We start from the raw sequence: 24,641 nt of genomic DNA, 5'->3' as shown, positions 1-24,641 counted from the left end.
CGTCCTCACAACAGGCGAAGATCATTGCCTCGTCCCCGCGGCGACCGGCACCGCAAGAAGAAGGGCAGCCGGGGCGGCCGTCCCTCACTTTCGACGCCGGTCTTCACCGTGACCGCAACACCGTCGAGCGACTGATAAACCGGCTGAAGCACTGGCGCGGCATCGCCACACGCTTCGACAAGACGCCCGAGAGCTACCTCGCCGACCTCGAACTCCGCGCCTCGATGATCTGGGTCGGAGATCTCTTGCAGGCAGCCTGTTGATCACGACATCGCGCAGGCACTAGGAGCGCTTGGGGAGGGGGACCCGGACGAGGTCCCGGGCGACGGTCAGCTCGCCGTCGAACCCGGCCGCGCGTGCCTGCTGTTCGAAGACGGCGGGGTCGTGGTAGCGCTGCGAGAAGTGCGTCAGGACAAGGTGCCCGACCCCCGCGTCGCGGGCGGCGCGCGCGGCCTGTCCTGCCGTCAGGTGCCCGTGCTCCACGGCGAGATCGGCGTCCTCGTCGAGGAACGTCGACTCGATGACGAGCAGGTCGCAGTCCTCCGCGAGGGCGTGCACCCCGTCGCAGAGGCGGGTGTCCATGACGAACGCGAAGCGCTGACCACGCCGTACCTCGCTGACGTCCTCCAGCCGCACCCCGCGCAGGGTGCCCTCGCGCTGGAGGAGGCCCACGTCGGGGCCCTTGACGCCGTGCGCGGCGAGCTTCTCGGGCAGCATGCGGCGCCCGTCGGGCTCGGTCAGCCGGTAGCCGAACGACTCGACGGGGTGCGACAGGCGGCGCGCCTCCAGGGTGTACCCGGGCGTCTCCGCGACCGGCCCGTCGACGGCGACCGGCGCCTCGACGATGTCGGCGCGCTCTCGGTAGGCGGTGGCGTACCGCAGCCGCTCGAAGAACCGCTGCCCGGAGGCCGGATAGTGCGCGGTGACCGGGTGTGGCACCGCGTCGAGGTTGATGCGCTGGATGACCCCGGCGAGGCCCAGGGAGTGGTCGCCGTGGAAGTGCGTGACGCAGATCCGGTCGATGTCGTGGGCGGCCACGCCGGCGCGCAGCATCTGGCGCTGGGTGCCCTCGCCGGGGTCGAAGAGCAGGCCCTCGCCGTCCCAGCGGAGCAGGTAGCCGTTGTGGTTGCGGTGGCGCGTGGGGACCTGGCTCGCGGTGCCCAGCACGACGAGTTCTCGTACGGACATCGTGGTTATCCGGGGGGCCATTCGAGGCCGCGCCCGCCGAGGACGTGGGCGTGCGCGTGGAAGACGGTCTGGCCGGCCCCGGCGCCGGTGTTGAAGACGACGCGGTAGCCGGCTTCGTCGATCTTCTCCTGCGCGGCGACCTCGCCCGCGGCGCGCAGCACGTCGGCGGCGAGCTCGGGGGCCTCGGTGGCGAGCGCGGCGGCGTCGGTGTGGTGGGCCTTGGGGATGACCAGCACATGGGTGGGCGCCTGCGGGTTGATGTCGCGGAAGGCGACGGTCGTCGCGGTCTCGCGGACGATCGTCGCGGGCACGTCCCCCACCACGATCTTGCAGAACAGGCAGTCGCTCTGCGGCTCTCCGGCCATGCTGGCGGCCCTCTCTCGGCTCGGACGACAGATACGTCCGTACCCTATCGCCGCCCGGACCACCGCCCCGAGACGAGCACGCGCCCACGTCGACGGTGACGGTGACGGTGACGGTGGCGGTGGCGGTGGCGGTGGCGGTGACGGTGACGGTGACGGTGACGGTGACGGTGACGGTGACGGTGACGGTGACGGTGACGGTGACGGTGACGGTGGCGGTGACCGGGCGTCAGGACCAGCGACCCGTGCGGCCCAGGAGCAGCGCGGTGGCCGCCGTACCCGCCGTGGAGGTGCGCAGGACGCTCCGGCCCAGCCGGTACGGCTTCGCGCCCGCCTCCGCGAAGGCGGCCAGCTCGTCCGGCGACACGCCTCCCTCGGGCCCGACGACCAGCACGATGTCACCGGTCACCGGCAGCGCGGCGGAGGCCAGCGGCTCCGCCCCCTCCTCGTGCAGGACCGCCGCGAAGTCGGCCTCGGCCAGCAGCCGGGCGACCTGCTTGGTCGTGGCCGCCTCCGCGATCTCCGGGAAGCGGAGCCTCCGGGACTGCTTGCCCGCCTCGCGCGCGGTGGCCCGCCACTTGCCAAGGGCCTTCAGCCCGCGCTCGCCCTTCCACTGGGTGATGCAGCGAGCCGCCGCCCACGGCACGACCGCGTCGACCCCGGTCTCGGTCATCGTCTCGACGGCCAGTTCGCCCCGGTCGCCCTTGGGGAGGGCCTGCACGACGGTGATACGGGGCGTGGGCGCGGGCTCCTCCCGCACCTCCGCGACCGCCACGTCGAGCCGGTCCTTGCCCTCGACGGCGGCGACCGAGCCGTACGCGCCCCGCCCGGCGCCGTCGGTGAGCACGACGTCCTCGCCGACGCGCAGACGGCGTACCGACACCGCGTGGCGGCCCTCGGGCCCGTCCAGGGTGATGGTTCCGCCGGGCGCGGCGGCCGTCAGGTCGTCGACGACGAAGACGGGGGCGGTCATGAGACACCTCCCAGGGCCAGCGCGGCGACGGCCGACCGGAGTTCGGACTGGAGCAGTTCGACGAGTTGCCCGGCGGGCAGCTCGCGGGCCATGCGATGGCCCTGGCCCGCCCACAGGGCCATGCCCTGCGGGTCGCCGGCCTTGGCGGCGGCCTTGCGCAGCCCGCTGGTCAGATGGTGCACCTCGGGGTACGCGGCCGGGGCGTACGGCCCGTGCTCCCGCATGAACCGGTTGACCAGACCCCGGGCGGGCCGCCCGGAGAACGCCCGGGTCAGCTCGGTGCGGGTGAAGAGCGGGTCCGTCATGGCGCGCTTGTGCAGGGCGTGCGCGCCGGACTCGGGGCACACGAGGAACGCGGTGCCCAGCTGCGCGGCCTCGGCGCCCGTCGCGAGGACGGCGGCGATCTGGCTGCCCCGCATCAGTCCGCCCGCGGCGACGATCGGCAGCCGCACGGCCGCACGCACCTGGGTGATCAGCGCCAGCAGGCCGATGCCGGCCCCGGCGGTCTCCGGGTCGTCCCGGTGGGTGCCCTGGTGGCCGCCCGCCTCGACGCCCTGGACGCACACGGCGTCGGCGCCCGCGCGTTCGGCGGCCGTGGCCTCCTCGGGGCTGGTGACGGTCACGACCGTACGGGTGCCCACGCGCGCGAAGGCGGCCAGAATGTCGCGTGTCGGGCAGCCGAATGTGAACGACACGGCCGGCACCGGGTCGTCCAGCAGGATGGCCAGCTTGGCGTCGTACCCGTCGTCCCGGCCCGTCTCGGGGTCGCCGAGCGGGGTGTCGTACCAGTCGGCCTCACCGGCGAGCTGCTGCCGGTACACCTCGACGGCGGCGAGGTCGGCCTGGCCTGGCTGCGGCATGAACAGGTTGACGCCGTAGGGCCGCGCGGTGAGCCCGCGGACCTGTTTGATCTCCTGGTACATGCCGTCGGCCGTCTTGTACCCGGCCGCGAGGAACCCCAGGCCCCCGGCCTCGGACACGGCGGCGGCGAGCTGCGGACAGGAGGCGCCGCCGGCCATGGGGGCCTGCACGATCGGGTAACGGCAGAGATCGGTCAGCGCGGAGGACATGCACGCATGGTGTCACGCCCCCGCCCCGCCGCCGAACCCCCGCTTCCGCTCACTCCATGAGGCCGGGGCGGGGCGTGCCGACGGCGCGGACACGCCCCGTCGCACGCCCCCGCCAGGGGCTAACGCCCGTTGAACGCGTCCTTCAGACGGGAGAAGAGACCCTGCTGCCCCGGGGCGAACTGGCCCGTCGGGCGCTCCTCGCCACGGAGCTTCGCCAGCTCCCGCAGCAGCCGCTCCTGCTCCGCGTCCAGCTTCGAGGGCGTCTGGACCTCGACATGCACGATGAGGTCACCGCGCCCGCCGCCCCGCAGATGCGTGACGCCACGCCCGTGCAGCGGGATGGACTGGCCGGACTGTGTGCCCGGGCGGATGTCGACCTCCTCCACGCCGTCGAGCGTCTCCAGCGGCACCTTCGTGCCGAGCGCGCCCGCCGTCATGGGGATCGTCACCGTGCAGTGCAGATCGTCGCCGCGCCGCTGGAACACCGGGTGCGGCAGCTCGTGGATCTCGACGTACAGATCACCCGCCGGACCGCCGCCGGGTCCTACCTCGCCCTCGCCGGCCAGCTGGATGCGCGTGCCGTTGTCGACACCGGCCGGGATCTTGACCGTGAGCGTGCGCCGGGACCGCACCCGCCCGTCGCCCGCGCACTCCGGGCACGGGGTCGGCACGACCGTGCCGAAGCCCTGGCACTGGGGGCAAGGCCGGGACGTCATGACCTGGCCGAGGAAGGACCGCGTCACCTGCGACACCTCACCGCGGCCACGGCACATGTCGCAGGTCTGCGCCGACGTACCGGGCGCGGCGCCCTCGCCGGAACACGTCGTGCAGACGACGGCCGTGTCGACCTGGATGTCCTTCGTCGTGCCGAAGGCCGACTCGTCGAGCTCGACCTCCAGCCGGATCATCGCGTCCTGGCCGCGCCGCGTCCGCGACCGGGGCCCGCGCTGGGACGCCGTACCGAAGAAGGCGTCCATGATGTCGGAGAAGTTCCCGAAGCCGCCCGCGCCGAAGCCGCCCGCGCCCGCTCCGGCCCCGCCGGACGACGACATCGGGTCGCCACCCAGGTCGTAGACCTGCTTCTTCTGCGGGTCGGACAACACCTCGTAGGCGGCGTTGATCTCCTTGAAGCGCTCCTGCGTCTTCGGATCGGGGTTGACATCCGGGTGCAGCTCGCGCGCGAGCCGCCGGAATGCCTTCTTGATCTCGTCCTGGGACGCGTCGCGGCGCACGCCGAGTACGGCGTAGTAGTCCGTGGCCACCTACGACTCCGCCAGGATCTGTCCGACGTAACGTGCCACTGCGCGTACCGCTCCCATCGTTCCGGGGTAGTCCATGCGGGTCGGTCCGACCACGCCGAGTTTGGCGACCGCCTCGTCGCCCGAACCGTAGCCCACCGCGACGACGGACGTGGAGTTCAGCCCTTCATGGGCGTTCTCGTGGCCGATTCGCACGGTCATGGCCGGATCCGTCGCCTCACCGAGCAGCTTGAGGAGCACGACCTGCTCCTCAAGCGCCTCCAGCACCGGCCGGATGGTGAGGGGGAAGTCATGTCCGAAGCGCGTGAGATTGGCGGTACCGCCGATCACCAGGCGCTCCTCGGTCTCCTCCACCAGCGTCTCCAGCAGGGTGGCGAGCACGGTGGAGACCGTCCCGCGGTCCTCCGACTCGAAGGAGTCGGGAAGGTCCTGCACCAGCTGCGGCACATCGGTGAAGCGCCGCCCGACGACCCGGCTGTTCAGCCGGGCGCGCAGATCGGCGACGGATGTCTCACCGAACGGGGCGGGGCAGTCGACCATGCGCTGCTCCACCCGCCCGGTGTCCGTGATCAGGACGAGCATCAGCCGGGCAGGGGCCATCGACAGCAGCTCCACGTGGCGCACGGTCGACCGCGTCAGCGACGGGTACTGCACGACCGCGACCTGGCGGGTCAACTGTGCCAGCAGCCGGACCGTACGGCCCACGACGTCGTCCAGGTCGACGGCGCCCTCCAGGAAGTTCTGGATGGCCCGGCGCTCCGGCGACGACAGCGGCTTGACTCCGGCGAGCTTGTCGACGAAGAGGCGGTAGCCCTTGTCCGTGGGGATGCGGCCGGCACTGGTGTGGGGCTGGGCGATGAACCCCTCCTCCTCCAGCACCGCCATGTCGTTGCGCACGGTGGCCGGCGAGACGCCCAGCCGATGACGCTCGGTGAGCGCCTTGGAGCCGACGGGCTCCTCCGTGCCGACATAGTCCTGGACGATGGCGCGCAGCACCTCGAGTCTGCGTTCACTGAGCACTGCGCACCTCCAGCTGGCTCCGGTCTGCTGACGTCTGCTGGCACTCACCGCGTCCGAGTGCCAATCATCCCCGCGGCCAGTGTACGGCGCCCAGGTCATTGCCTGGCAAGGGAGACCACGTGGGCTTCCTCTCCGGGCGATGGCGCCGGACGACTCGGCGGCGGCCGATCACCGTACCGCGCGCCGGTCGGGGGCGTTGCGGATAGCGTCGCTGTATGGACGCCGGTTGGGAAGAGTTCGGGTGGGAGCGGCTCGGGGCGGGGGTGGGCCGGCGGCGACTCCCCGGGTGGGACGCCACCGTCGGGCTGGTCGTCGGTGACGACGCCGCCCTGCTGTTCGACGCGGGTTCCACCCTGCGTGAGGGCGCGGAGCTGCGCGCCCAGGCCCAGACGCTGCTGAGCGGACGGCGCGTGACGCACATCGCACTGAGCCACCCGCACTTCGACCATGTCCTGGGGGCCGCGGCGTTCGCGGGCGCGCAGGTGTTCGGGGCGGTGGGTGTGGACGAGGTGCTGATGCGGGACCGGGACGTGATGCGGGCGGACGCGGTACGGGAGGGCGTCCCCGAGGACGAGGCGGGCGAGGCCGTGGACGTACTGGTGCACCCGCACCATCTGGTGTGCGGCGAGTGGACGCTCGACCTGGGCGGGCGGCGGGTCCTGCTGGCGAACGTGGGCCCCGGGCACACGGGCCACGACCTCGCGCTGCTGGTCCCGGGGGTGGCGGGGGACGGGCCGCCCGAGGTGGTCTTCTGCGGGGACCTGGTGGAGGAGTCCGGCGAGCCCCAGGCGGGCCCGGACGCGATCCCGTCCCGCTGGCCTGCCGCGCTGGACCGGCTGCTGGAGCTGGGCGGCGAGGACGCGGTGTACGTGCCGGGACACGGGGCGGTGGTGGACGCGGCATACGTGCGCGCCCAACGGGAGGCGCTGGCGCGGCGGTTCGGTGTGGCGTAGCGCGGGCCGTGTCGTAGCGTCTTGCCCGTACGCGCTTGCGTCCGCCTGCCGGGGAGCCCGGGCCCCCGGGAACCCGGCCCCCCGGCAGAGCGCCGCCCGCCCCGCCACGCACCCGGAACGAAAGAGCCATGCGCAGCTACGACCCCGATCTCACGCCGCCCTGGAAGAAGTCCGCCCCCGTGCCGGAGGTGCCCGCCGAGCCGGATCTGGTGGTGGAGGAGGCCGGCACCGGGTTCTGCGGGGCGGTGATCCGGTGCGAGGCGGGCACGGTGACGCTGGAGGACCGGTTCGGCAGGCACCGGGTGTTCCCGCTGGCACCGCGCGGCTTCCTGCTGGAGGGCCGTACGGTCACCCTGGTCCGGCCGGTGAGCACGCCCGTACGGCCGTCCCGTACGGCCTCCGGCTCGATCGCGGTGCCGGGGGCGCGGGCGCGCGTCGCCCGGGCGGGACGTATCTATGTGGAGGGCCGCCACGACGCCGAACTGGTGGAGCGGGTGTGGGGCGACGACCTGCGCGTCGAGGGCGTGGTCGTGGAGTACCTGGAGGGCGTCGACGACCTCCCGTCGATCGTGCGCGACTTCCGACCGGGCCCTGACGCCCGGCTGGGGGTCCTGGTGGACCACCTGGTGCCGGGGTCGAAGGAGTCCCGGATCGCCGCGTCGGTCACGGACCCGCACGTCCTGGTGGTCGGGCACCCGTACGTGGACGTCTGGCAGGCGGTGAAGCCGTCCGCGCTGGGCATCCCGGCCTGGCCGGCGGTGCCGCACGGCCAGGACTGGAAGACGGGAGTGTGCCGGTCCCTGGGCTGGCCCGAGAACACGGGCGCCGCCTGGCAGCGGATCCTGGGCCGGGTGCACTCGTACAAGGACCTGGAGCCGGCCCTGCTGGGGGCGGTGGAGCGGCTCATCGACCATGTGACCGAGCCTTCGTAGAGGCGCACGCGGCTGTGGGCGATCGTGCCGGCGCGCTGAACACCCGTCCCCCCTGCGCACCCCCGGGACGCCGTCAGTCGACCAGGTCCCGCACCACCGCGTCCGCGAGGAGCCGCCCCCGCAGCGTCAGGACGGCGCGCCCCTCGCCGTAAGGGGCGGCTTCCAGGAGCCCGTCCCTTACCGCCCTCTCGGCGGCGGCCAGCCCCGCGGGCTTCAGCAGCGACAGCTCGCAGCCGTCCCGGAGCCGGAGCTCCAGCAGCACCCGCTCGACCCGCCGGTCCTCCTCGGACAGCACCTCACGCCCCGCCCCCGGCGACCGCCCCTCCGCGAGGGCGGCGGCGTAGGCGCCGGGATGCTTCACGTTCCACCAGCGCACCCCGCCGACATGGCTGTGCGCGCCGGGCCCGGCGCCCCACCAGTCGGCGCCGCGCCAGTACAGCTCGTTGTGCAGGCACCGGCCCGCCTCGGAGGTGGCCCAGTTGGACACCTCGTACCAGTGGAACCCGGCGTCGGCGAGGGCCGAGTCGGCGATCAGGTACCGGTCGGCGTGCACGTCGTCGTCGGTCATCGGCACCTCGCCGCGCCGGATACGGCGGGCCAGCCGGGTGCCCTCCTCGACGATCAGCGCGTACGCGGAGACATGGTCGGGGCCCGCGCCGATCGCGGCGTCGAGGGAGGCCCGCCAGTCGTCGTCACTCTCACCGGGGGTGCCGTAGATGAGGTCCAGGTTGACGTGTTCGAACCCGGCGGCCCGCGCCTCGGCGACGCATGCCTCGGGGCGGCCGGGGGTGTGGGTGCGGTCGAGGACCTTCAGGACGTGCTGCCGGGCGCTCTGCATGCCGAAGGAGATCCGGTTGAACCCGCCCTCGCGGAGCGCGGCCAGGTAGGCCGGGTCGACGGACTCGGGGTTGGCCTCGGTGGTGATCTCCGCGTCGTCGGCGAGCCCGAACTCGTCCCGGACGGCGCCCAGCATGCGTACGAGATCGTCGGCGGCGAGCAGCGTGGGCGTCCCCCCGCCGACGAAGACGGTCCGCACGGGCCTGGGGTCGTCCCCGAGGACCTTGCGGGCGAGCCGCACCTCGTCGGTGAGCGTCGCGGCGTAGTTGTCCCGCGAGGCGAGCACCCCGCCGGAACCGCGCAGCTCGGTGGCGGTGTACGTGTTGAAGTCGCAGTAGCCGCAGCGGGTCGCGCAGTACGGCACGTGCAGATAGAACCCGAGCGGCCGCGCCTCGCTCCCGAGCAGGGCGGACGCGGGCAGCGCGCCGTCCTCGGGCATGGGCTCACCATCGGGCAGTACGGAAGGCATGAGCCCCATTGTCCGTCACCCGCGGCAGAAGCCGGGCCGGCCCGGGCGCCCCACCTGCCCGTCGCGGAGTGGCGGGCACGACGCGGTGGCCGCCCGGCGTGGGGGCCGGGCGGCCGCGACGTGGGTGCGGGGAGCCTCCGGAGGCCGGGCCGGGCCGCCGGGGTCCGGCCGTGCGTGTGGCGCCGCCCCTGCGTGGGGTGCCGGGCGGATCCGTACCGTGCGGCGGCGTCCGGGGCCCGTCCCGGCGTCCGGGGCCCGTCCCGGCGTCCGGGGCCCGTCCCGGGCCCGACGGCCCCGTGGCGGGTTTCCGGGGCGGGGCGGGTTTCCGGGGCGGGGCGGGGCGCACGAAAGCCTCCTGGGGGCGAGGGGACGCGCTGGGCGCCCCCTCGCGTCACGCCTCGCGCGCGCCCTCGTACATCTCCTCGATGAGGGACTTGTACTCGCGCTCCACCACCGGCCGCTTCAGCTTGAGGCTCGGAGTGAGTTCGCCGTGCTCGACGTCGAGGTCGCGCGGCAGCAGCCGGAACTTCTTGATCGTCTGCCAGCGCTGCAGGCCCTCGTTGAGCCGGTCGACGTACCCCTGGATCAGGTCCTTGACCTGCTGGGTCGCCACGAGTTCGGCGTACGGCCTCCCACCGAGCCCGTGATCCTTCGCCCAGCCCAGCAGCGCGGCCTCGTCAAGGGCGATGAGGGCGGAGCAGAAGTTCCGGTCGGCGCCGAGCACGACGATGTTGGAGACGAACGGGCAGACCGCCTTGAAACCGCCCTCGATCTCGGTCGGCGCGATGTACTTGCCGCCGGAGGTCTTGAAGAGGTCCTTCTTGCGGTCGGTGATCCGCAGATATCCGTCCGCGGACAGCTCACCGATGTCACCGGTGTGGAACCAGCCGTCCGGCTCCAGGACCTCGGCGGTCTTCTCCGGCAGCCCGTGGTAGCCCTCCATGATCCCGGGCCCGCGCAGCAGGATCTCGCCGTCGTCGGCGACGCGCACCTCGCAGCCGGGCAGCGGCTTGCCGACGGTGCCGGTGCGGTACGCCTCTCCCGGGTTGACGAAGCTGGCCGCGCTGGACTCCGTCAGGCCGTACCCCTCCAGGATGTGGATGCCCGCGCCGGAGAAGAAGTAGCCGATCTCGGGCGCGAGCGCGACCGAACCGGAGACGGCGGCGCGCAGCCGCCCGCCGAAGGCGTCCCGCAGTTTGGAGTAGACCAGCGCGTCGGCGATCTTGTGCTTGGCGGTGAGGCCGAAGGGCGCCGTCGCCTGGCCGGTGCGGCGGAAGTTGTCCTGGGTGGCCTTGGCGTAGTCGCGGGCCACACCCGCCGCCCATTGGAAGATCTTGTACTTGGCGCCGCCCCCGGCCCGGGCCTTGGCGGCGACCCCGTTGTAGACCTTCTCGAAGATCCGCGGTACGGCGGCCATGTACGTCGGCTGGACGACCGGCAGATTCTCGATGATCTTGTCGATACGGCCGTCGACGGCGGTGACGTGCCCGACCTCGATCTGCCCGGATGTGAGCACCTTGCCGAAGACGTGCGCGAGCGGCAGCCACAGGTACTGCACGTCGTCCTCGCGGACGAGCCCGGTCGCGGCGATGGCCTTGGCCATGTACGACCAGTTGTCGTGCGGGAGGCGCACGCCCTTGGGGCGGCCGGTGGTGCCGGAGGTGTAGATCAGTGTGGCGAGCTGGTTGGCGGTGATGGCCGCGACGCGCTCCTTGACCGCCTCGGGGTGCTTCTCCAGGTACGCCTTGCCGCGTTCTTCCAGTTCGGCGAGGGAGAGGACCCAGCCTTCGGGGTCGCCCTCGGCCGGTTCGGCGGCCGCGGCCTCGATCACGACGACATGGTGCAGCTTCGGCAGGTCGGCGCGGCGCTCACGCGCCTTGGCGAGCTGCGCGGCGTCCTCGGCGATCAGGACGCGGCTCTCGGAGTCGGCGAGGATGTACGCGGACTCCTCGGCGTTGGTCTGCGGGTAGACGGTGGTCGTGGCGGCGCCCGCGCACATGACGGCGAGGTCGCACAGGATCCACTCGACGCGGGTGGCGGAGGCGAGCGCAACGCGCTCCTCGGGCTGTACGCCGAGGTCGACGAGCCCCGCCGCCATGGCGAACACGCGATCGGCGGCCTGGCCCCAGCTCAGCGACTTCCAGTCGTCGGGGCCCTGACCGGTGGGGGACGGCACGGGGTAGCGGTATGCCTCCGCGTCCGGGGTCTTCGCCACGCGCTCAAGGAAGAGGCTCGCCACGGATGGCGGCCGGTTCTCGATCTGGGTCTGTGTGTCGCTCACGGCGTCCTCCGGCGGGCCTGGCAGGTGCCGCACGTCGTGCGGGCTGTTTCGCTGCTGCGTGAAAAGCGGGTTCAACGGCGGGTTGTTTAACTCGCGAGTAACCACCGAGCGGGATCAGGGTAGAGCGCGGTCGTCCGCCGCGTAAGGGGCTACGGCCTCGTGGTTCATACCCGGTTCATAACGACTGTGCCCCCTTCGTGAAAGGGCGGAAGCGCCCGTCCGTCATCCGAACGGGCGCTTCCGCACATCGAGCACGCTCCGGGCGCGCGCCTGCGGTCCGGCGACCGGGCCGCCCGCTTGGTGCGGTGGGGGGTGCTACTTCTTGCCCTTGCCGGCGGACTCGTCGCTGGACAGCACCGCGATGAAGGCCTCCTGCGGGACCTCCACGGAACCGACCATCTTCATCCGCTTCTTGCCTTCCTTCTGCTTCTCCAGCAGCTTCCGCTTACGGGAGATGTCGCCGCCGTAGCACTTGGCGAGGACGTCCTTGCGGATGGCGCGGATGGTCTCGCGGGCGATGACCCGGGAGCCGATGGCCGCCTGGATGGGCACCTCGAACGCCTGCCTGGGGATGAGCTCCCTGAGCTTGGCGACGAGCCGCACGCCGTACGCGTACGCCGCGTCCTTGTGCGTGATCGCGGAGAACGCGTCCACCTTGTCGCCGTGCAGCAGGATGTCGACCTTCACGAGCGAGCTGGTCTGCTCGCCGGTGGGCTCGTAGTCGAGGGAGGCGTAACCGCGGGTCTTGGACTTCAGCTGGTCGAAGAAGTCGAAGACGATCTCGGCGAGGGGGAGCGTGTAGCGGATCTCGACGCGGTCCTCGGAGAGGTAGTCCATGCCGAGGAGGGAGCCCCGGCGGGCCTGGCACAGCTCCATGATCGAGCCGATGAACTCGGACGGGGCGAGGATCGTGGCACGGACGACCGGCTCGTACACCTCGCTGATCTTGCCTTCGGGGAACTCGCTCGGATTGGTGACGGTGTGCTCGGTGCCGTCCTCCATCAGGACCCGGTAGACCACGTTGGGCGCGGTGGCGATCAGGTCGAGGCCGAACTCGCGCTCCAGGCGCTCGCGGATCACGTCGAGGTGGAGGAGGCCGAGGAAGCCCACGCGGAAGCCGAAGCCGAGCGCGGCGGAGGTCTCGGGCTCGTAGACCAGGGCCGCGTCGTTGAGCTGGAGCTTGTCGAGGGCGTCGCGCAACTCCGGGTAGTCGGAGCCGTCGAGCGGGTAGAGGCCCGAGAACACCATCGGCTTGGGGTCCTTGTAGCCGCCGAGCGCCTCGGTGGCGCCCTTCGACAGGGTGGTGATCGTGTCACCGACCTTGGACTGGCGGACGTCCTTCACACCGGTGATGAGGTAGCCCACCTCGCCCACGCCGAGTCCGTCGGCGGCGAGCATCTCCGGCGAGTTCGTGCCGATCTCCAGCAGCTCGTGGGTCGCGCCGGTCGACATCATGCGGATGCGCTCGCGCTTGTTGAGCTGCCCGTCGACGACACGGACGTAGGTCACGACACCGCGGTAGGAGTCGTAGACCGAGTCGAAGATCATCGCGCGGGCGGGGGCGTCGGCGACGCCGACCGGGCCCGGGATGTCCTTGACCACGCGGTCGAGCAGCGCCTCGACGCCCAGGCCCGTCTTGGCGGAGACACGCATGACGTCGTCGGGCTCACAGCCGACGAGGTTCGCGAGCTCCTCGGCGAACTTCTCGGGCTGGGCGGCCGGGAGATCGATCTTGTTGAGGACCGGGACGATGGTGAGGTCGTTCTCCATCGCCAGGTAGAGGTTGGCGAGGGTCTGCGCCTCGATGCCCTGGGCCGCGTCGACGAGGAGGATCGTGCCCTCGCAGGCGGCGAGCGAACGGGACACCTCGTACGTGAAGTCCACGTGGCCGGGGGTGTCGATCATGTTGAGGATATGGGTCTTCCCCTGGTCCTCGCCCTCCGTGGGGGCCCAGGGCAGACGGACGGCCTGGGACTTGATCGTGATGCCGCGCTCGCGCTCGATGTCCATGCGGTCGAGATACTGAGCGCGCATCTGCCGCTGCTCGACCACGCCGGTCAGCTGGAGCATCCGGTCGGCAAGGGTCGACTTGCCGTGGTCGATGTGCGCGATGATGCAGAAGTTGCGGATCAGTGCCGGGTCGGTACGGCTCGGCTCGGGCACGTGGATAGGGGTCGCGGGCACGCAGGGTCCTGATTCTCGAGACTGCCGGGCGTACGCCGGTGTCTCTGCTCGGGTCGACGGCGGATCGATACGTAGGTTCCATGGTCCCACGGACGGCGACGGGCGCTCGGTTTGGGCCGCTCGAAGGGCTGCTGGTAGCCTGGGCAGCTGTGTCTCGTGGCCCTCTCAAGCAGCGTGACACGGATCGAGAAATCCTTACGAACCTGAAAAGGCTCTTTCGTGGCGAACATCAAGTCCCAGATCAAGCGGAACAAGACGAACGAGAAGGCGCGCCTGCGTAACAAGGCCGTCAAGTCGTCGCTCAAGACCGCCATCCGCAAGGCCCGTGAGGCCGCCGCCGCCGGCGACGTCGAGAAGGCCACCGTGGCCGTTCGCGAGGCGTCCCGCAAGCTCGACAAGGCTGTCTCCAAGGGCGTCATCCACAAGAACGCCGCCGCCAACAAGAAGTCGGCGCTGGCGTCCAAGGTTGCCGCCCTGCAGGGCTGAGCTTCCCGCAGTCCCGGGGTGACCCCCGGAACCGGCCGGACTCCCCCGGGCTGACGCCCTGGGGAACGGACGGAAGACTTGATCGCCGGAAGGGACCCAGCGGGCCCTCTCATCCGCTCCTGACCGGCACCCCCGAGCTTGTACGCGGCCTGCGTTCGCCACGCGGGTACGAGCTCACCATCGTGACCCGAAGGCCCCGGCACCCGTTCTTCCCCAGAACGGACGCCGGGGCCTTCGGCGTGCCTGCGTTCGGGGGGGGTGGCAGGGGGGCGGCGGCGGGCGCTCGGGGCTCGGCGTCGCGCGGCTCGGCGTTCTGCGGCTCGGCGTTCCGCGGCTCGCCCCTCAGCGGCGGGAGCGGGCGGCTCGGGCGATGGTGACGACGGCCTTCTCCAAGGCGTACTCCGGGTCGTCCCCGCCGCCCTTGACGCCCGCGTCGGCCTCCGCGATCGCGCGCAGGGCAACGGCGACACCGTCCGGGGTCCAGCCGCGCATCTGCTGCCGCACCCGGTCGATCTTCCAGGGTGGCATGCCCAGCTCGCGTGCGAGGTCGGCGGGACGGCCGCCGCGCGCGGACGACAGCTTGCCGATGGCCCGTACCCCCTGCGCCAGTGCGCTGGTGATCATCACGGGCGCGACCCCGGTCGAGAGCGACCAGCGAAGCGCCTCCAGGGCCTCGGCCGCGCGCCCCTCCACCGCCCGGTCCGCGACGTTGAAGCTGGACGCCTCCGCCCGGCCCGTGTAGTACCGGCCGACGACGGACTCGTCGATGGTGCCCTCGACATCCGCGGTGAGCTGTGCGACCGCGCTGGCGAGCTCACGCAGATCGCTGCCGATCGCGTCGACCAGCGCCTGGCACGCCTCCGGCGTGGCCGACCGGCCCAGCGCCCGGAACTCCTGCCGTACGAAGGTCAGGCGCTCGGCCGGCTTGGTGGTCTTCGGGCACGCGACCTCCCGGGCGCCCGCCTTCCGGGCAGCGTCCAGCAGCCCCTTGCCCTTGGCGCCGCCCGGATGGAGGAGCACGAGCGTGATCTCCTCGACGGGCGCGGCCAGGTACGCCTTGACGTCCTTGACGGTGTCCGCCGACAGGTCCTGTGCGTTGCGCACGACCAGGACCTTGCGCTCGGCGAAGAGCGACGGGCTGGTCAGCTCGGCGAGGGTGCCGGGCTGGAGCTGGTCGGCGGTCAGGTCACGGACGTCCGTGTCGGCGTCGGCGGCGCGGGCCGCCGCCACGACCTGCTGGACAGCGCGGTCCAGCAGAAGGTCCTCCTGGCCCACGGCGAGGGTCACGGGGGCGAGGAGGTCGTCGGTGGAGTTCTTGGGTGCCATCGCGACCAGCATCCCACGGCCCACTGACACCCCCACCGACAGCGCCCACCCGGCCGCGCCCGGCACCCCGGCGTCCCGGCATCCCGGCATCCCAGCACCTCGTAGGGCTCCCGGGTCTGCTAGGGCTCCTCGCGCCACCCGTCCCACTCGGCGGCGAACTCGTCCAGCTCGGCCGCGGAAAACTCGCCGTCCGGGTCCTCGACCACCACGAGCCACTGGGCGTCCTCGGCGTCGTCCTCGCCGGCCAGGGCGTCCCGCACCAGCTGGGGCTCCTCGGGCAGCCCGAATCGGCCGGCGAGCGCCTCCGCGGCCTCCTCCGCCGCGCCCCGGTCGGGCAGCACCAGCACATGCGTGACGTGGCCGACGCCGTTCTCTTCGTTCACTGCGTTCACGGCACCATTCTTCAACCCCCCGATACGGGACGAACGTCCAGGTCCGCCCGGCACGGGTCAGCGGTCGTCCGGCCCCCTCGGAGGGTGTCGGGCCACCGCACGGAGGTCGCGTCCCGACCCGGTCACCGCGATGGCGCCGTCGCGGTCGGTCCGCAGCACCGCCGCGCCCGCGTCCCGGAGGGCGCCGAGCGTACGCGGTGAGGGGTGGCCGTACGGGTTGTCCCGGCCGGCGGACACCAGGGCGAGCCGAGGCCTGGCCCTGCGGAGCAGCCCCGGGTCCTGGTGCGCCGAGCCATGGTGGGCGACCTTGAGGACGTCCACGCGCGGCAGGGCGGGATACGCCCGGGCCAGGCCCCGCTGGGCGGGCGGCTCCAGGTCGCCGAGGAGCAGCAGGTTCACGCCTGCGCGGGTGCGGACGAGCAGGGTGACGCTGGCGTCGTTGGGTTCCTCGGGCGCGCGCCCGGGTACGGCCGCGGGCCACAGCACCTGCCAGTCGAGCGACCCGGTCCTGCGCCGCTCCCCGGCCGCCGCGCGGACCACGGGCACACCGGCGACCGCAGCTGTCCGGTGCACGAACGCCGCCTGAGCGGGCGGGTCGTGCAGCCCCGTCGTCTGGATCACCCCGACGGACCGGCCGCGCAGCACGCCCGGCAGCCCGGCGACGTGGTCGGCGTGGAAGTGGGTGAGCAGCACGAGGGGCACCCGGCTCACGCCCAGGTCCCGCAGGCACCGGTCCACCGGCTCCGGGTCCGGCCCCGCGTCCACGACGACCGCCGTGCCGTCCCCCGCCGCGAGGGCCGTGGCATCCCCCTGGCCCACGTCGCACATCGCGAACACCCAGCCCGTCGGCGGCCACCCGGTGGCGATCCGGGTGAGCGGCGTCGGCCGCACCACCGCCACCAGCAGCACCACGGCGCAGCCGACCGCCACCCACGGGCGGTACGGCAGCCGCCGCGCGAGAAAAACCAGCCCCGCGGTCACGGCCGCGAGCAGGAGCCCGCCCCGCCAGCCTCCCGGCCAGTCCGCCTCCGCGCCGGGCAGCGCCGCTCCCGCACGGGCGACGGACGCCACCCACCCGGCCGGCCAGGCCGCGCACTCGGCCAGCAGCCGGGCCACGGGCATGGCCACCGGCGCCGTGCCCAGCACGGCGAACCCCAGCACCGTCGCAGGGGCCACCGCAAGCTCGGCGAACAGGTTGCAGGGGATCGCCACCAGGCTGACCCGCGCGGCGAACACGGCCACCACCGGGGCACACACCACCTGCGCGGCCGCCGCCGCGGCCAGTGCCTCCGCCAGGCGCGGCGGCACCCGGCGCGCCTGGAGCGCGGCGCTCCAGCGCGGGGCGATCGTCAGCAGCGCGCCGGTCGCCAGGACCGAGAGCAGGAACCCGTAACTCCGCGCGAGCCACGGCTCGTACAGCACCAACAGCAGAACCGCCGCCGCCAGCGCCGGGATCAGTGACCGACGGCGTCCGGTCCCGATGGCGAGCAGGGTGACCAGCCCGCACGCGGCGGCCCGCAGCACACTCGGCTCGGGCCGGCACACCACCACGAACGCGAGCGTGAGGGCACCGCCCAGCAGCGCCGTGCCCCGCAGCGAGATGCCCAGCCGGGGCGCGAGCCCCCCGCGCTCTGCCCTGAGCGCGGTACCCGCGGGCCCGATGAGCAGCAACAGCACGATGGTGAAGTTGCTCCCGGACACGGCCAGAAGATGAGTCAGATCCGTCGCCTCGAACGCGGCCCGCAGGTCCTGCGGGACCCGGGACGTGTCACCGACGACCAGCCCCGGCAGCAGGGCCTTCGCGTCCGCCGGCAGCCCGCCGGTCGCCTCGCGCAGCCCGGCCCGCAGCTCCCCGGCCGTGCGTTGCAGAGCACTGGGCGGGCCGGTGATCCTCGGGGGCCCCGCGTCGGCGTACAGCACGGCCGCGAAGGGGTCACCGGACCGGTGCGGAGGCGCCAATCGCCCTGCCGCGCGGAGCCCCGTGGACGGCAACAGCCGCAGCCAGGCGTCGCCGTACTGCCCCCGCTCCCCCACCCGCGCGATCAGCAGGACGGGCGTACGGACCCGGGTGACTGCCCCGTCGGACGATGTCACCCGCGTCACCTCCGCGTTCAGGACCACGGAGGCGGGCGCCGCCCGGTTGCCGCGCACCCGCGGGACGCTGGGTCGCGCATCCGAGGTGACCCTCACCTCGGCGACTACCCTCGCGTGCTCCCGCGCCAGCCCCGGGACAGGCCCCCGCCTCAGATCGGCCCCGTGCAACCCTGCCGACACGGCCCCGGTCACGGCGCACAGCAACACCGCGGCACACGCGACGCCGTTCCGCCGCCGCCGACAGCCGCTCACGAGGACCAGTACGGCCACGGCCCCGCACAGGACGACCCCGGTCACCGTCCACCGCCCCGGCGCTCCCAGCGCCAGCGCCGCCGCACCCCACGCCGCCAAGGCGGGCGCCACCAGCCGCAGATCGGTGGGGCCTTCCTGCCGAGGGTTCGCAGCCCCCAGCCGATGCCCCGACGCGGCATGCACCGCGGCCCGGGGCACGGGCTCCGCTCCCGCACGGGGAGTGGCGGGCACCACCTGGCCGGGTGCGGCGCCCGCCGCTGTTCCCCGATCGGCCGGTTCCTCCGGGCGGGGCTCGGCCGATGGCGCCGCGCGGTGGGTCGGAGCCACCGTGGACGTGGCGGGCGGCGCCCCGCCCGGATCGGCCGGTGAGTCCTGTCCGAGCGTCATAGTCGTACAAGGGAACGGAGGTCGGCGAGGCGGCGGGTGCCGATGCCGCGGACCTCGCGCAGTTCGTCGACCGAGCGAAAGCCCCCGTGCCGGGTGCGGTGGTCGATGATGTGGCGGGCGAGGACCGGTCCGACGCCGGGCAGTGTGTCCAGCTGCTCGGCCGTCGCGGTGTTGAGGCTGACCGGTCCCGCGCCGCCGGGGCCGCCAGGAGCCTGGCCGGCGGCCACCGGCAGGGCGCCCGCCGCCGCGGCCGCGGCCGGGAGGCCGACCAGGACATGTTCGCCGTCCATCAGGACGCGCGCCCGGTTCAGCCCGGTCGTGTCCGCGCCCGGGCGGACGCCTCCCGCCGCCCGCAGGGCATCCACGACCCTGGCGCCCACCGGCAGCCGCAGCACGCCCGGGCGCCGTACCTTGCCGCTCACGTCGACGACGACCACAGGCGGCGGGGAACCGGTCTTCGGCGGCCGCCCGGACGACGGCGGAGCCGCGGCCGCGGTCGCCGCGGGCACACCGCGTCCGACCACCTCGGGGGCGCTCACGGCCTCGGGGCGGCCCGCCCAGAAGTGCCGTCCGGCGAGCACCGCGCCCACGACCAGGACGACGGCCAGCGCGCCCAGCGTCCGGCGCTCCAGCCCGCACCGCAGCTGCACCCACACCGGTAACCGGTCCCGCAGCGCGAGCCGCCACCGCTCACGCGCTCCGGCGGCGGACCGCACGGGCGGGGCTTCCAGGGGCTCACTCGGTGCCTGCCGCCGTGCCGGTGGGGGCTCCGGCGGCGGGCCCGTGCCCGCCATCAGCGCGTCCGCCCTGCGCCGCAGCGCGGACGCGGGAACAGTGGCGCGTGCCGCCGCGTCCCGGCTTCCGGCGCGGTGTCGTCCTCGTGTCCGGCCGCCGCCTGCCCGGACGCGCCCGCGGCCGTCGGAGCCCCGGGCCCGGCCCGGCCCGCTCGTCGCGGCCGGACGATGTGATGCCGCTACCGTCGTTACGGAGTGTGTTCGAGTCGTCATGCCACAGCACGGTAGACGCATCCACCCAAGTCCGCTGAGGGGAGCTTATTTCCGTGGATAACACGGAAGTTGTGGAAAACCCGGCCACCCGCCCGGGTGAATTCACCGCTGTGAGACGACTACTCCCAGCAGCCCCGGCCCGGTGTGCGCACCGATCACCGCGCCGACCTCGCTGACGTGCAGCTCGGTCAGCCCCTCGACCCGTTCCCGCAGATGTCCGGCGAGTGTGTCGGCCCGTTCCGCCGCGGCGAGGTGGTGCACGGCGATGTCCACGGAGCCGCTGCCGGCCCGTTCCACCGCGATCTCCTCGAGCCGTGCGATGGCCTTCGAGGCGGTGCGGACCTTCTCACGGGGCTCGATGCGGCCGCCGACCAGCTCCAGCAGGGGTTTCACGGCCAGCGCCGAGCCCAGCAGGGCGCGGGCCGCGCCGATGCGGCCGCCGCGGCGCAGATAGTCGAGGGTGTCGACGTAGAAGTACGCGGATGTCCCGGCCGCTCGCTTCTCGGCCGCCGCCACGGCCTCGTCGATGCTGCCGCCCGTCTCCACGGCCTCGGCCGCCGCCACGGCGCAGAAGCCGAGCGCCATGGCGATCATCCGGGTGTCGACGACCCGAACGGGCACGGGCGCCTCCCGGGCGGCGAGCAGCGCCGCCTCGTACGTGCCGGAGAGTTCGGCCGACAGGTGGAGGGACACGATGCCGTCGGCGCCGGCCGCGGCCACCTTGCGATAGTGGGCGGCGAACATCTCAGGGCTGGGCCGCGACGTGGTGACGGAGCGTCGCTTCTGCAGCGCCTGGGCGAGCGAGCGGGCCGAGATCTCGGTGCCCTCTTCGAGGGCCTGGTCACCGAGGACGACCGTCAGCGGCACCGCGGTGATACCGTGCCGCTCCATCGTCTGCGGCGGCAGATAGGCCGTGGAATCAGTGACGATCGCGACATGGCGGGACATGACCCGGAGGTTACCTCCAGGCGACACCCGAGGGCAGCCCGGCCCCGTCCCACGGGTGTGACACGGTCAGTTGGTTGTCTCGGGCCTTGCCGACTTCTGCCACGGGTAGCCGCTCTCCAGGCGGGGGTCCCGCGCGGTGATCGCCCGTCGGCCGCCTTCGGCCTCGTCCGTCTGCCGGTCCGGCTCGGCATCCGCTTCGGCCGGCCAGACCTGGTCGGCCCCCTGCGCCGTCGGCACTTCCGGCCACGACACCTGTGTGCGGTCCCGATGCGGCTGGGACGCGCCGGACGCCGCCGACCGCCCCGGCCCGGCCATCCCCGGCCCGGCCACCCCTGGCCCGGGCGCCCCGGGCTCGGACACACGCGGCGCGGCCGCCCCGGGCTCGGCCGCCCCGGACTCGGTCCAATGGCGCAGGGCGCCCGCCTCCACGTCGATCTGCGCACTCAGTGTGTCCAGGTCGTCCTTGGCGAAGTTCTGCGCCCGGTCCCTGGCCGCCCAGCGCAGCGAGTCGGCAGACTCCGTGACCCGCCGAGTACGCTCCCGCAGCTCGTCGAGCCGTTCTGCGACCCTGGCCCGGTCCGGGTCCCGCTCCATCCGCTTGAGGTCGTCGTCCAGTTCGTGCCCGTGGGCGCTGAGCCGCCGGAACAGCTCCAGAGACTCCTGGAGCGAGGCGTCCTCCCCCACGTGCGCCTCGAGAGCGTCCTGCGTGGCCCGCATCGAGGTACGCAGGGACAGCCGCAGCTGTGCCAGCTCGCCCACGACGCCGCCCTGCCCGTAGCTCTTCGCACGCAGCGTGGTGTCCTCGACTGTGCGCCGGGCCTGGTGGATGGTGCGGTCGACCCCGCGCTTGGCGGCCCCGACGACCTTCACGCTCACATACACACCGAGCGCGACAAAGGCGACGAAGAGCAACGCCAGGATCAGGATCGCGGCTGTCATGGGGTCCCCTCGATGTCGTTGTTCTCTCCACGGTAAACGTCCACGGGCAGGTTGGGGGTTCCATCGAACCCCCAACCTGCCCGTAGGGAGAAACCCGGGGACGTCACATGGTGACGCACCGTGCCCGATTACGCCGGGACGATGTTGACCAGCTTCGGCGCCCGCGCGATCACCTTGCGAATGCCCGCACCGCCCAGGGCGGTGACGACCAGGGGCTCGGCCAGGGCCAGCGCCTCCAGCTCCGCGTCCGTGATGGACGGCGAGACCTCCAGCCGCGCCTTGACCTTGCCCTTGATCTGGACGACGCAGGTCACGGTCTCGTCGACCACGTACGCCGGGTCGGCGACGGGGAAGTCCTGGTGGACGACGGAGTCGGTGTGGCCCAGCTTGCGCCACAGCTCCTCGGCGATGTGCGGGGCCAGCGGCGCGACCAGCAGCACCAGCCGCTCGGCGACCGGGCGGGACACCGCGCCGCCCGCCTTGGTCAGGTGGTTGTTCAGCTCTGTGATCTTGGCGATGGCCGTGTTGAAGCGCATCGCGGCCATGTCCTGGGACACACCGTCGATGGCCTTGTGCAGGGCACGCAGCGTGTCCTCGTCGGGCTCGGTGTCGGCGACGGTGACCGCACCGGTCGACTCGTCGACGATGTTGCGCCACAGCCGCTGCAGCAGCCGGTACTGGCCGACCACCGCGCGCGTGTCCCACGGCCGGGACACGTCCAGAGGGCCCATGGCCATCTCGTACAGGCGCAGCGTGTCGGCGCCGTACTCGGCGCAGATCTCGTCCGGGGTGACCGCGTTCTTCAGGGACTTGCCCATCTTGCCCAGGACCCGGCTGACCTTCTCGCCCTGGTACCAGAAGCCGCCGTCGCGCTCCTCGACCTCGGCGGCCGGGACGGCGATGCCGCGCGCGTCGCGGTACACGTACGCCTGGATCATGCCCTGGTTGAACAGCTTGTGGAACGGCTCGGCGGACGAGACGTGCCCCAGGTCGTACAGGACCTTGGACCAGAACCGGGCATACAGCAGGTGCAGTACGGCGTGTTCGGCGCCGCCCACGTACAGGTCGACGCCGCCGTGCGGCATGCCGTCGCGCGGGCCCATCCAGTACTGCTCGATGTCCGGGTCTACCAGCTTGTCGCTGTTGTGCGGGTCCAGGTAACGCAGCTCGTACCAGCACGAACCGGCCCAGTTGGGCATGGTGTTGGTCTCGCGGCGGTACTTCTTGGGGCCGTCGCCCAGATCCAGGGTGACGTGGACCCAGTCCGCGTTGCGGGACAGCGGGGTCTCGGGCTGCGTGTCGGCGTCGTCGGGGTCGAAGGTACGCGGCGCGTAGTCGTCGACCTCGGGCAGCTCCAGGGGCAGCATCGACTCGGGCAGCGGGTGGGCGATGCCGTCCTCGTCGTAGACGATCGGGAAGGGTTCGCCCCAGTACCGCTGTCGGCTGAACAGCCAGTCGCGCAGCCGGAAGTTGACGGTGCCCTCACCGATGCCGCGCGCCTCCAGCCACTGCGTGATCTTCGTCTTGGCGTCGACGACGCCCAGCCCGTCCAGGGACACATCGTCGTTGGCGGACGCGACGATCCTGGCGTCGTACGAGTCGAACGCGTCGTCCCACGTGGCCGTGTCGGTGCCGCGGCCGTCCCCGGGCTCGACGACGCAGCGCATCGGCAGGTCGAAGGCGCGGGCGAAGGCGAAGTCGCGGGTGTCGTGGGCCGGGACGGCCATGATGGCGCCGGTGCCGTAGCCCATCAGGACGTAGTCGGCGATGAAGACGGGGACCTGCTCGCCGCTGACCGGGTTGACGGCGTACGCGCCGGTGAAGACGCCGGTCTTCTCCTTGACCTCGGCCTGCCGCTCGACGTCGGACTTGGCGGCGGCCTGCTTTCGGTACGCGTCGACGGCCAGGGCCGGGGTGGCGTGGCCGCCGGTCCACAGCGCCTGCGTGCCGGCCGGCCAGGCGTCCGGGACGATCTTCTCGACCAGTTCGTGCTCGGGCGCCAGCACCATGTAGGTGGCGCCGAACAGCGTGTCCGGGCGGGTGGTGAAGACGGTGATCGCGTCGTCGCCGACCGGGAAGTCGACGCGGGCGCCCTCGGAGCGGCCGATCCAGTTCCGCTGCTGCAGCTTGATGGCCTCGGGCCAGTCCAGCGCATCCAGGTCGTCCAGCAGCCGGTCCGCGTAGGCGGTGATGCGCATGTTCCACTGGCGCAGCTTCGCCTTGAAGACGGGGTAGTTGCCGCGCTCGGAGCGGCCGTCGGCGGTGACCTCCTCGTTGGCCAGGACGGTACCCAGGCCGGGGCACCAGTTGACCGGTGCGTCGGAGGCGTACGCCAGGCGGTACCCGCTCAGCACGTCGGCGCGCTCGGCGGCGGTCAGCTCGCTCCACGCGCGCGTGGTGCCGGGTACGGGCCGCTCACCGCTCTCGAACGCGGCGACCAGGTCGGCGATCGGGCGGGCCTTCCCGGTGTCCTGGTCATACCAGGAGTTGAAGATCTGCAGGAAGATCCACTGGGTCCACTTGTAATAGTCCGGGTCGATCGTGGCGAACGACCGGCGCTTGTCGTGGCCCAGACCCAGGCGGCGCAGCTGGGCCTTCATGTTCTCGATGTTCGCCTCGGTCGACACGCGCGGGTGCGTGCCGGTCTGGACGGCGTACTGCTCGGCGGGCAGGCCGAACGCGTCGAAGCCCAGGGTGTGCAGGACGTTGTGGCCCGTCATGCGCTGGTGGCGGGCGTACACGTCGGTGGCGATGTAACCCAGCGGGTGGCCGACGTGCAGTCCGGCACCGGACGGGTACGGGAACATGTCCATGACGAACTTCTTGGGTCGGGCGACGAGCTCCGGATCCCCTGCCAGGTCACCGCTCGGGTTCGGCGCCGCGTAGGTGCCCTCGGCGTCCCAGAAGTCCTGCCAGCGTGCCTCGATGTCGGCCGCCATGGCCGCCGTATAACGATGCGGGGCCGCCGTCTCGGCAGCCGAATTCGTCTCGGTCATGATCCTCTGAAGCTCCATCGATCGTCTCTGCCTCGCTGCCGCTGCCGCGCCCTGATTCCTTCAGCGCGGCGAAATGAAAAAGCCCCTCGCACAGGAGGGGACGCCGCGCCGATTCCGGACAGATTTCTCATCCGCCGACACTGATCAGCGCGGCTCGCTAAGCAGAAGGCGTACGGCACGCATGGCGTCAGGGTACCGCAGGGCCCCTGCGCGCCGCACCGCACCGTCCGGCACGCGGACACGGCCTGTCGCGTGACCGTCGCACTACGCGCGGAGAACGCTTACT

General features: G+C 72.6%; 19 protein-coding genes and 1 pseudogene. 4 read left to right on the top strand and 16 right to left on the bottom strand.

Going from position 1 to position 24,641, the window contains the following annotated elements; translation table 11 throughout:
- Positions 1-48: 48 nt before the first annotated feature.
- Positions 49-263 (top strand): annotated as a pseudogene (locus tag FVS66_RS23525) (IS5/IS1182 family transposase); the annotation flags it as partial.
- Between the two features lie 19 nt (positions 264-282).
- Here the strand turns inward: FVS66_RS23525 and FVS66_RS23520 are convergent.
- From FVS66_RS23520 to hrcA, 6 genes are all read right to left on the bottom strand, one after another.
- Complete coding sequence (locus FVS66_RS23520; protein ID WP_149183180.1) at positions 283-1,188, bottom strand: ribonuclease Z; 906 nt, start codon at positions 1,186-1,188, stop codon at positions 283-285.
- Between the two features lie 5 nt (positions 1,189-1,193).
- Positions 1,194-1,553, bottom strand: coding sequence for a histidine triad nucleotide-binding protein (locus FVS66_RS23515; protein WP_149183179.1), 360 nt, complete (start codon positions 1,551-1,553; stop codon positions 1,194-1,196).
- Between the two features lie 226 nt (positions 1,554-1,779).
- Positions 1,780-2,523 (bottom strand): 16S rRNA (uracil(1498)-N(3))-methyltransferase, encoded by a 744-nt coding sequence (locus FVS66_RS23510; RefSeq protein WP_149183178.1) that lies wholly within the window; start codon positions 2,521-2,523, stop codon positions 1,780-1,782.
- Positions 2,520-3,593, bottom strand: a complete 1,074-nt coding sequence (locus FVS66_RS23505; RefSeq protein WP_149183177.1) for a nitronate monooxygenase — start codon at positions 3,591-3,593, stop codon at positions 2,520-2,522. Before FVS66_RS23505 ends, FVS66_RS23510 begins: the two co-directional genes overlap by 4 nt.
- 119 nt (positions 3,594-3,712) lie before the next feature.
- A complete protein-coding gene (gene dnaJ, locus FVS66_RS23500) occupies positions 3,713-4,855 on the bottom strand; it encodes a molecular chaperone DnaJ (RefSeq protein ID WP_149183176.1) in 1,143 nt (380 codons plus the stop codon).
- A complete protein-coding gene (hrcA, locus tag FVS66_RS23495; protein ID WP_149183175.1) occupies positions 4,856-5,872 on the bottom strand; it encodes a heat-inducible transcriptional repressor HrcA in 1,017 nt (338 codons plus the stop codon).
- A 215-nt stretch (positions 5,873-6,087) separates the two neighbouring features.
- Between hrcA and FVS66_RS23490 the strand changes: the two genes are divergently transcribed.
- Positions 6,088-6,825: an MBL fold metallo-hydrolase gene (locus tag FVS66_RS23490; protein ID WP_149183174.1), complete on the top strand. Its 738-nt coding sequence runs from the start codon at positions 6,088-6,090 to the stop codon at positions 6,823-6,825.
- 128 nt (positions 6,826-6,953) lie between these two features.
- Positions 6,954-7,757, top strand: a complete 804-nt coding sequence (locus FVS66_RS23485; RefSeq protein ID WP_149183173.1) for a DUF3097 domain-containing protein — start codon at positions 6,954-6,956, stop codon at positions 7,755-7,757.
- 73 nt (positions 7,758-7,830) lie between these two features.
- Here FVS66_RS23485 and hemW read toward each other — a convergent pair whose 3' ends face one another.
- The 3 genes from hemW to lepA all read right to left on the bottom strand — a co-directional run bounded on the left by hemW (position 7,831) and on the right by lepA (position 13,528).
- Positions 7,831-9,063: a radical SAM family heme chaperone HemW gene (gene hemW / locus FVS66_RS23480; protein ID WP_149183172.1), complete on the bottom strand. Its 1,233-nt coding sequence runs from the start codon at positions 9,061-9,063 to the stop codon at positions 7,831-7,833.
- 391 nt (positions 9,064-9,454) lie between these two features.
- Entirely contained in the window at positions 9,455-11,344 is a 1,890-nt protein-coding gene (locus tag FVS66_RS23475) for an AMP-dependent synthetase/ligase (protein WP_149183171.1), read from the bottom strand.
- Between the two features lie 315 nt (positions 11,345-11,659).
- Positions 11,660-13,528 carry a translation elongation factor 4 gene (gene lepA / locus FVS66_RS23470; protein ID WP_149183170.1) on the bottom strand — a complete coding sequence of 623 codons (1,869 nt, stop codon included), beginning with the start codon at positions 13,526-13,528 and terminating at the stop codon, positions 11,660-11,662.
- Between the two features lie 219 nt (positions 13,529-13,747).
- Between lepA and rpsT the strand changes: the two genes are divergently transcribed.
- Positions 13,748-14,014 (top strand): 30S ribosomal protein S20, encoded by a 267-nt coding sequence (rpsT, locus tag FVS66_RS23460; RefSeq protein WP_149183168.1) that lies wholly within the window; start codon positions 13,748-13,750, stop codon positions 14,012-14,014.
- Positions 14,015-14,356: 342 nt separating this feature from the next.
- Here rpsT and holA read toward each other — a convergent pair whose 3' ends face one another.
- From holA to leuS, 7 genes are all read right to left on the bottom strand, one after another.
- Positions 14,357-15,340, bottom strand: a complete 984-nt coding sequence (gene holA, locus FVS66_RS23455) for a DNA polymerase III subunit delta (protein ID WP_149183419.1) — start codon at positions 15,338-15,340, stop codon at positions 14,357-14,359.
- Between the two features lie 119 nt (positions 15,341-15,459).
- Entirely contained in the window at positions 15,460-15,723 is a 264-nt protein-coding gene (locus FVS66_RS23450) for a hypothetical protein (protein ID WP_149183418.1), read from the bottom strand.
- A 66-nt stretch (positions 15,724-15,789) separates the two neighbouring features.
- A complete protein-coding gene (locus FVS66_RS23445; protein ID WP_149183167.1) occupies positions 15,790-18,276 on the bottom strand; it encodes a ComEC/Rec2 family competence protein in 2,487 nt (828 codons plus the stop codon).
- 185 nt (positions 18,277-18,461) lie between these two features.
- On the bottom strand, positions 18,462-19,181 hold the full coding sequence (locus FVS66_RS23440; RefSeq protein ID WP_399226129.1) for a helix-hairpin-helix domain-containing protein: 720 nt from the start codon (positions 19,179-19,181) through the stop codon (positions 18,462-18,464).
- Between the two features lie 393 nt (positions 19,182-19,574).
- Positions 19,575-20,420, bottom strand: a complete 846-nt coding sequence (locus tag FVS66_RS23435; protein ID WP_149183165.1) for a DegV family protein — start codon at positions 20,418-20,420, stop codon at positions 19,575-19,577.
- Between the two features lie 66 nt (positions 20,421-20,486).
- Positions 20,487-21,359: a hypothetical protein gene (locus FVS66_RS23430; RefSeq protein ID WP_149183164.1), complete on the bottom strand. Its 873-nt coding sequence runs from the start codon at positions 21,357-21,359 to the stop codon at positions 20,487-20,489.
- Positions 21,360-21,487: 128 nt separating this feature from the next.
- The gene (leuS, locus tag FVS66_RS23425; protein ID WP_149183163.1) at positions 21,488-24,355 is read right to left on the bottom strand and encodes a leucine--tRNA ligase; all 2,868 of its coding nucleotides are present in this window, start codon (positions 24,353-24,355) and stop codon (positions 21,488-21,490) included.
- Positions 24,356-24,641: the final 286 nt, after the last annotated feature.

The sequence above is a fragment of the Streptomyces sp. TRM49041 genome, assembly GCF_008271805.1.
In the GTDB taxonomy this organism is placed as follows: Bacteria; Actinomycetota; Actinomycetes; order Streptomycetales; family Streptomycetaceae; genus Streptomyces.
This window is presented reverse-complemented; position numbering and strand designations above follow the sequence as displayed.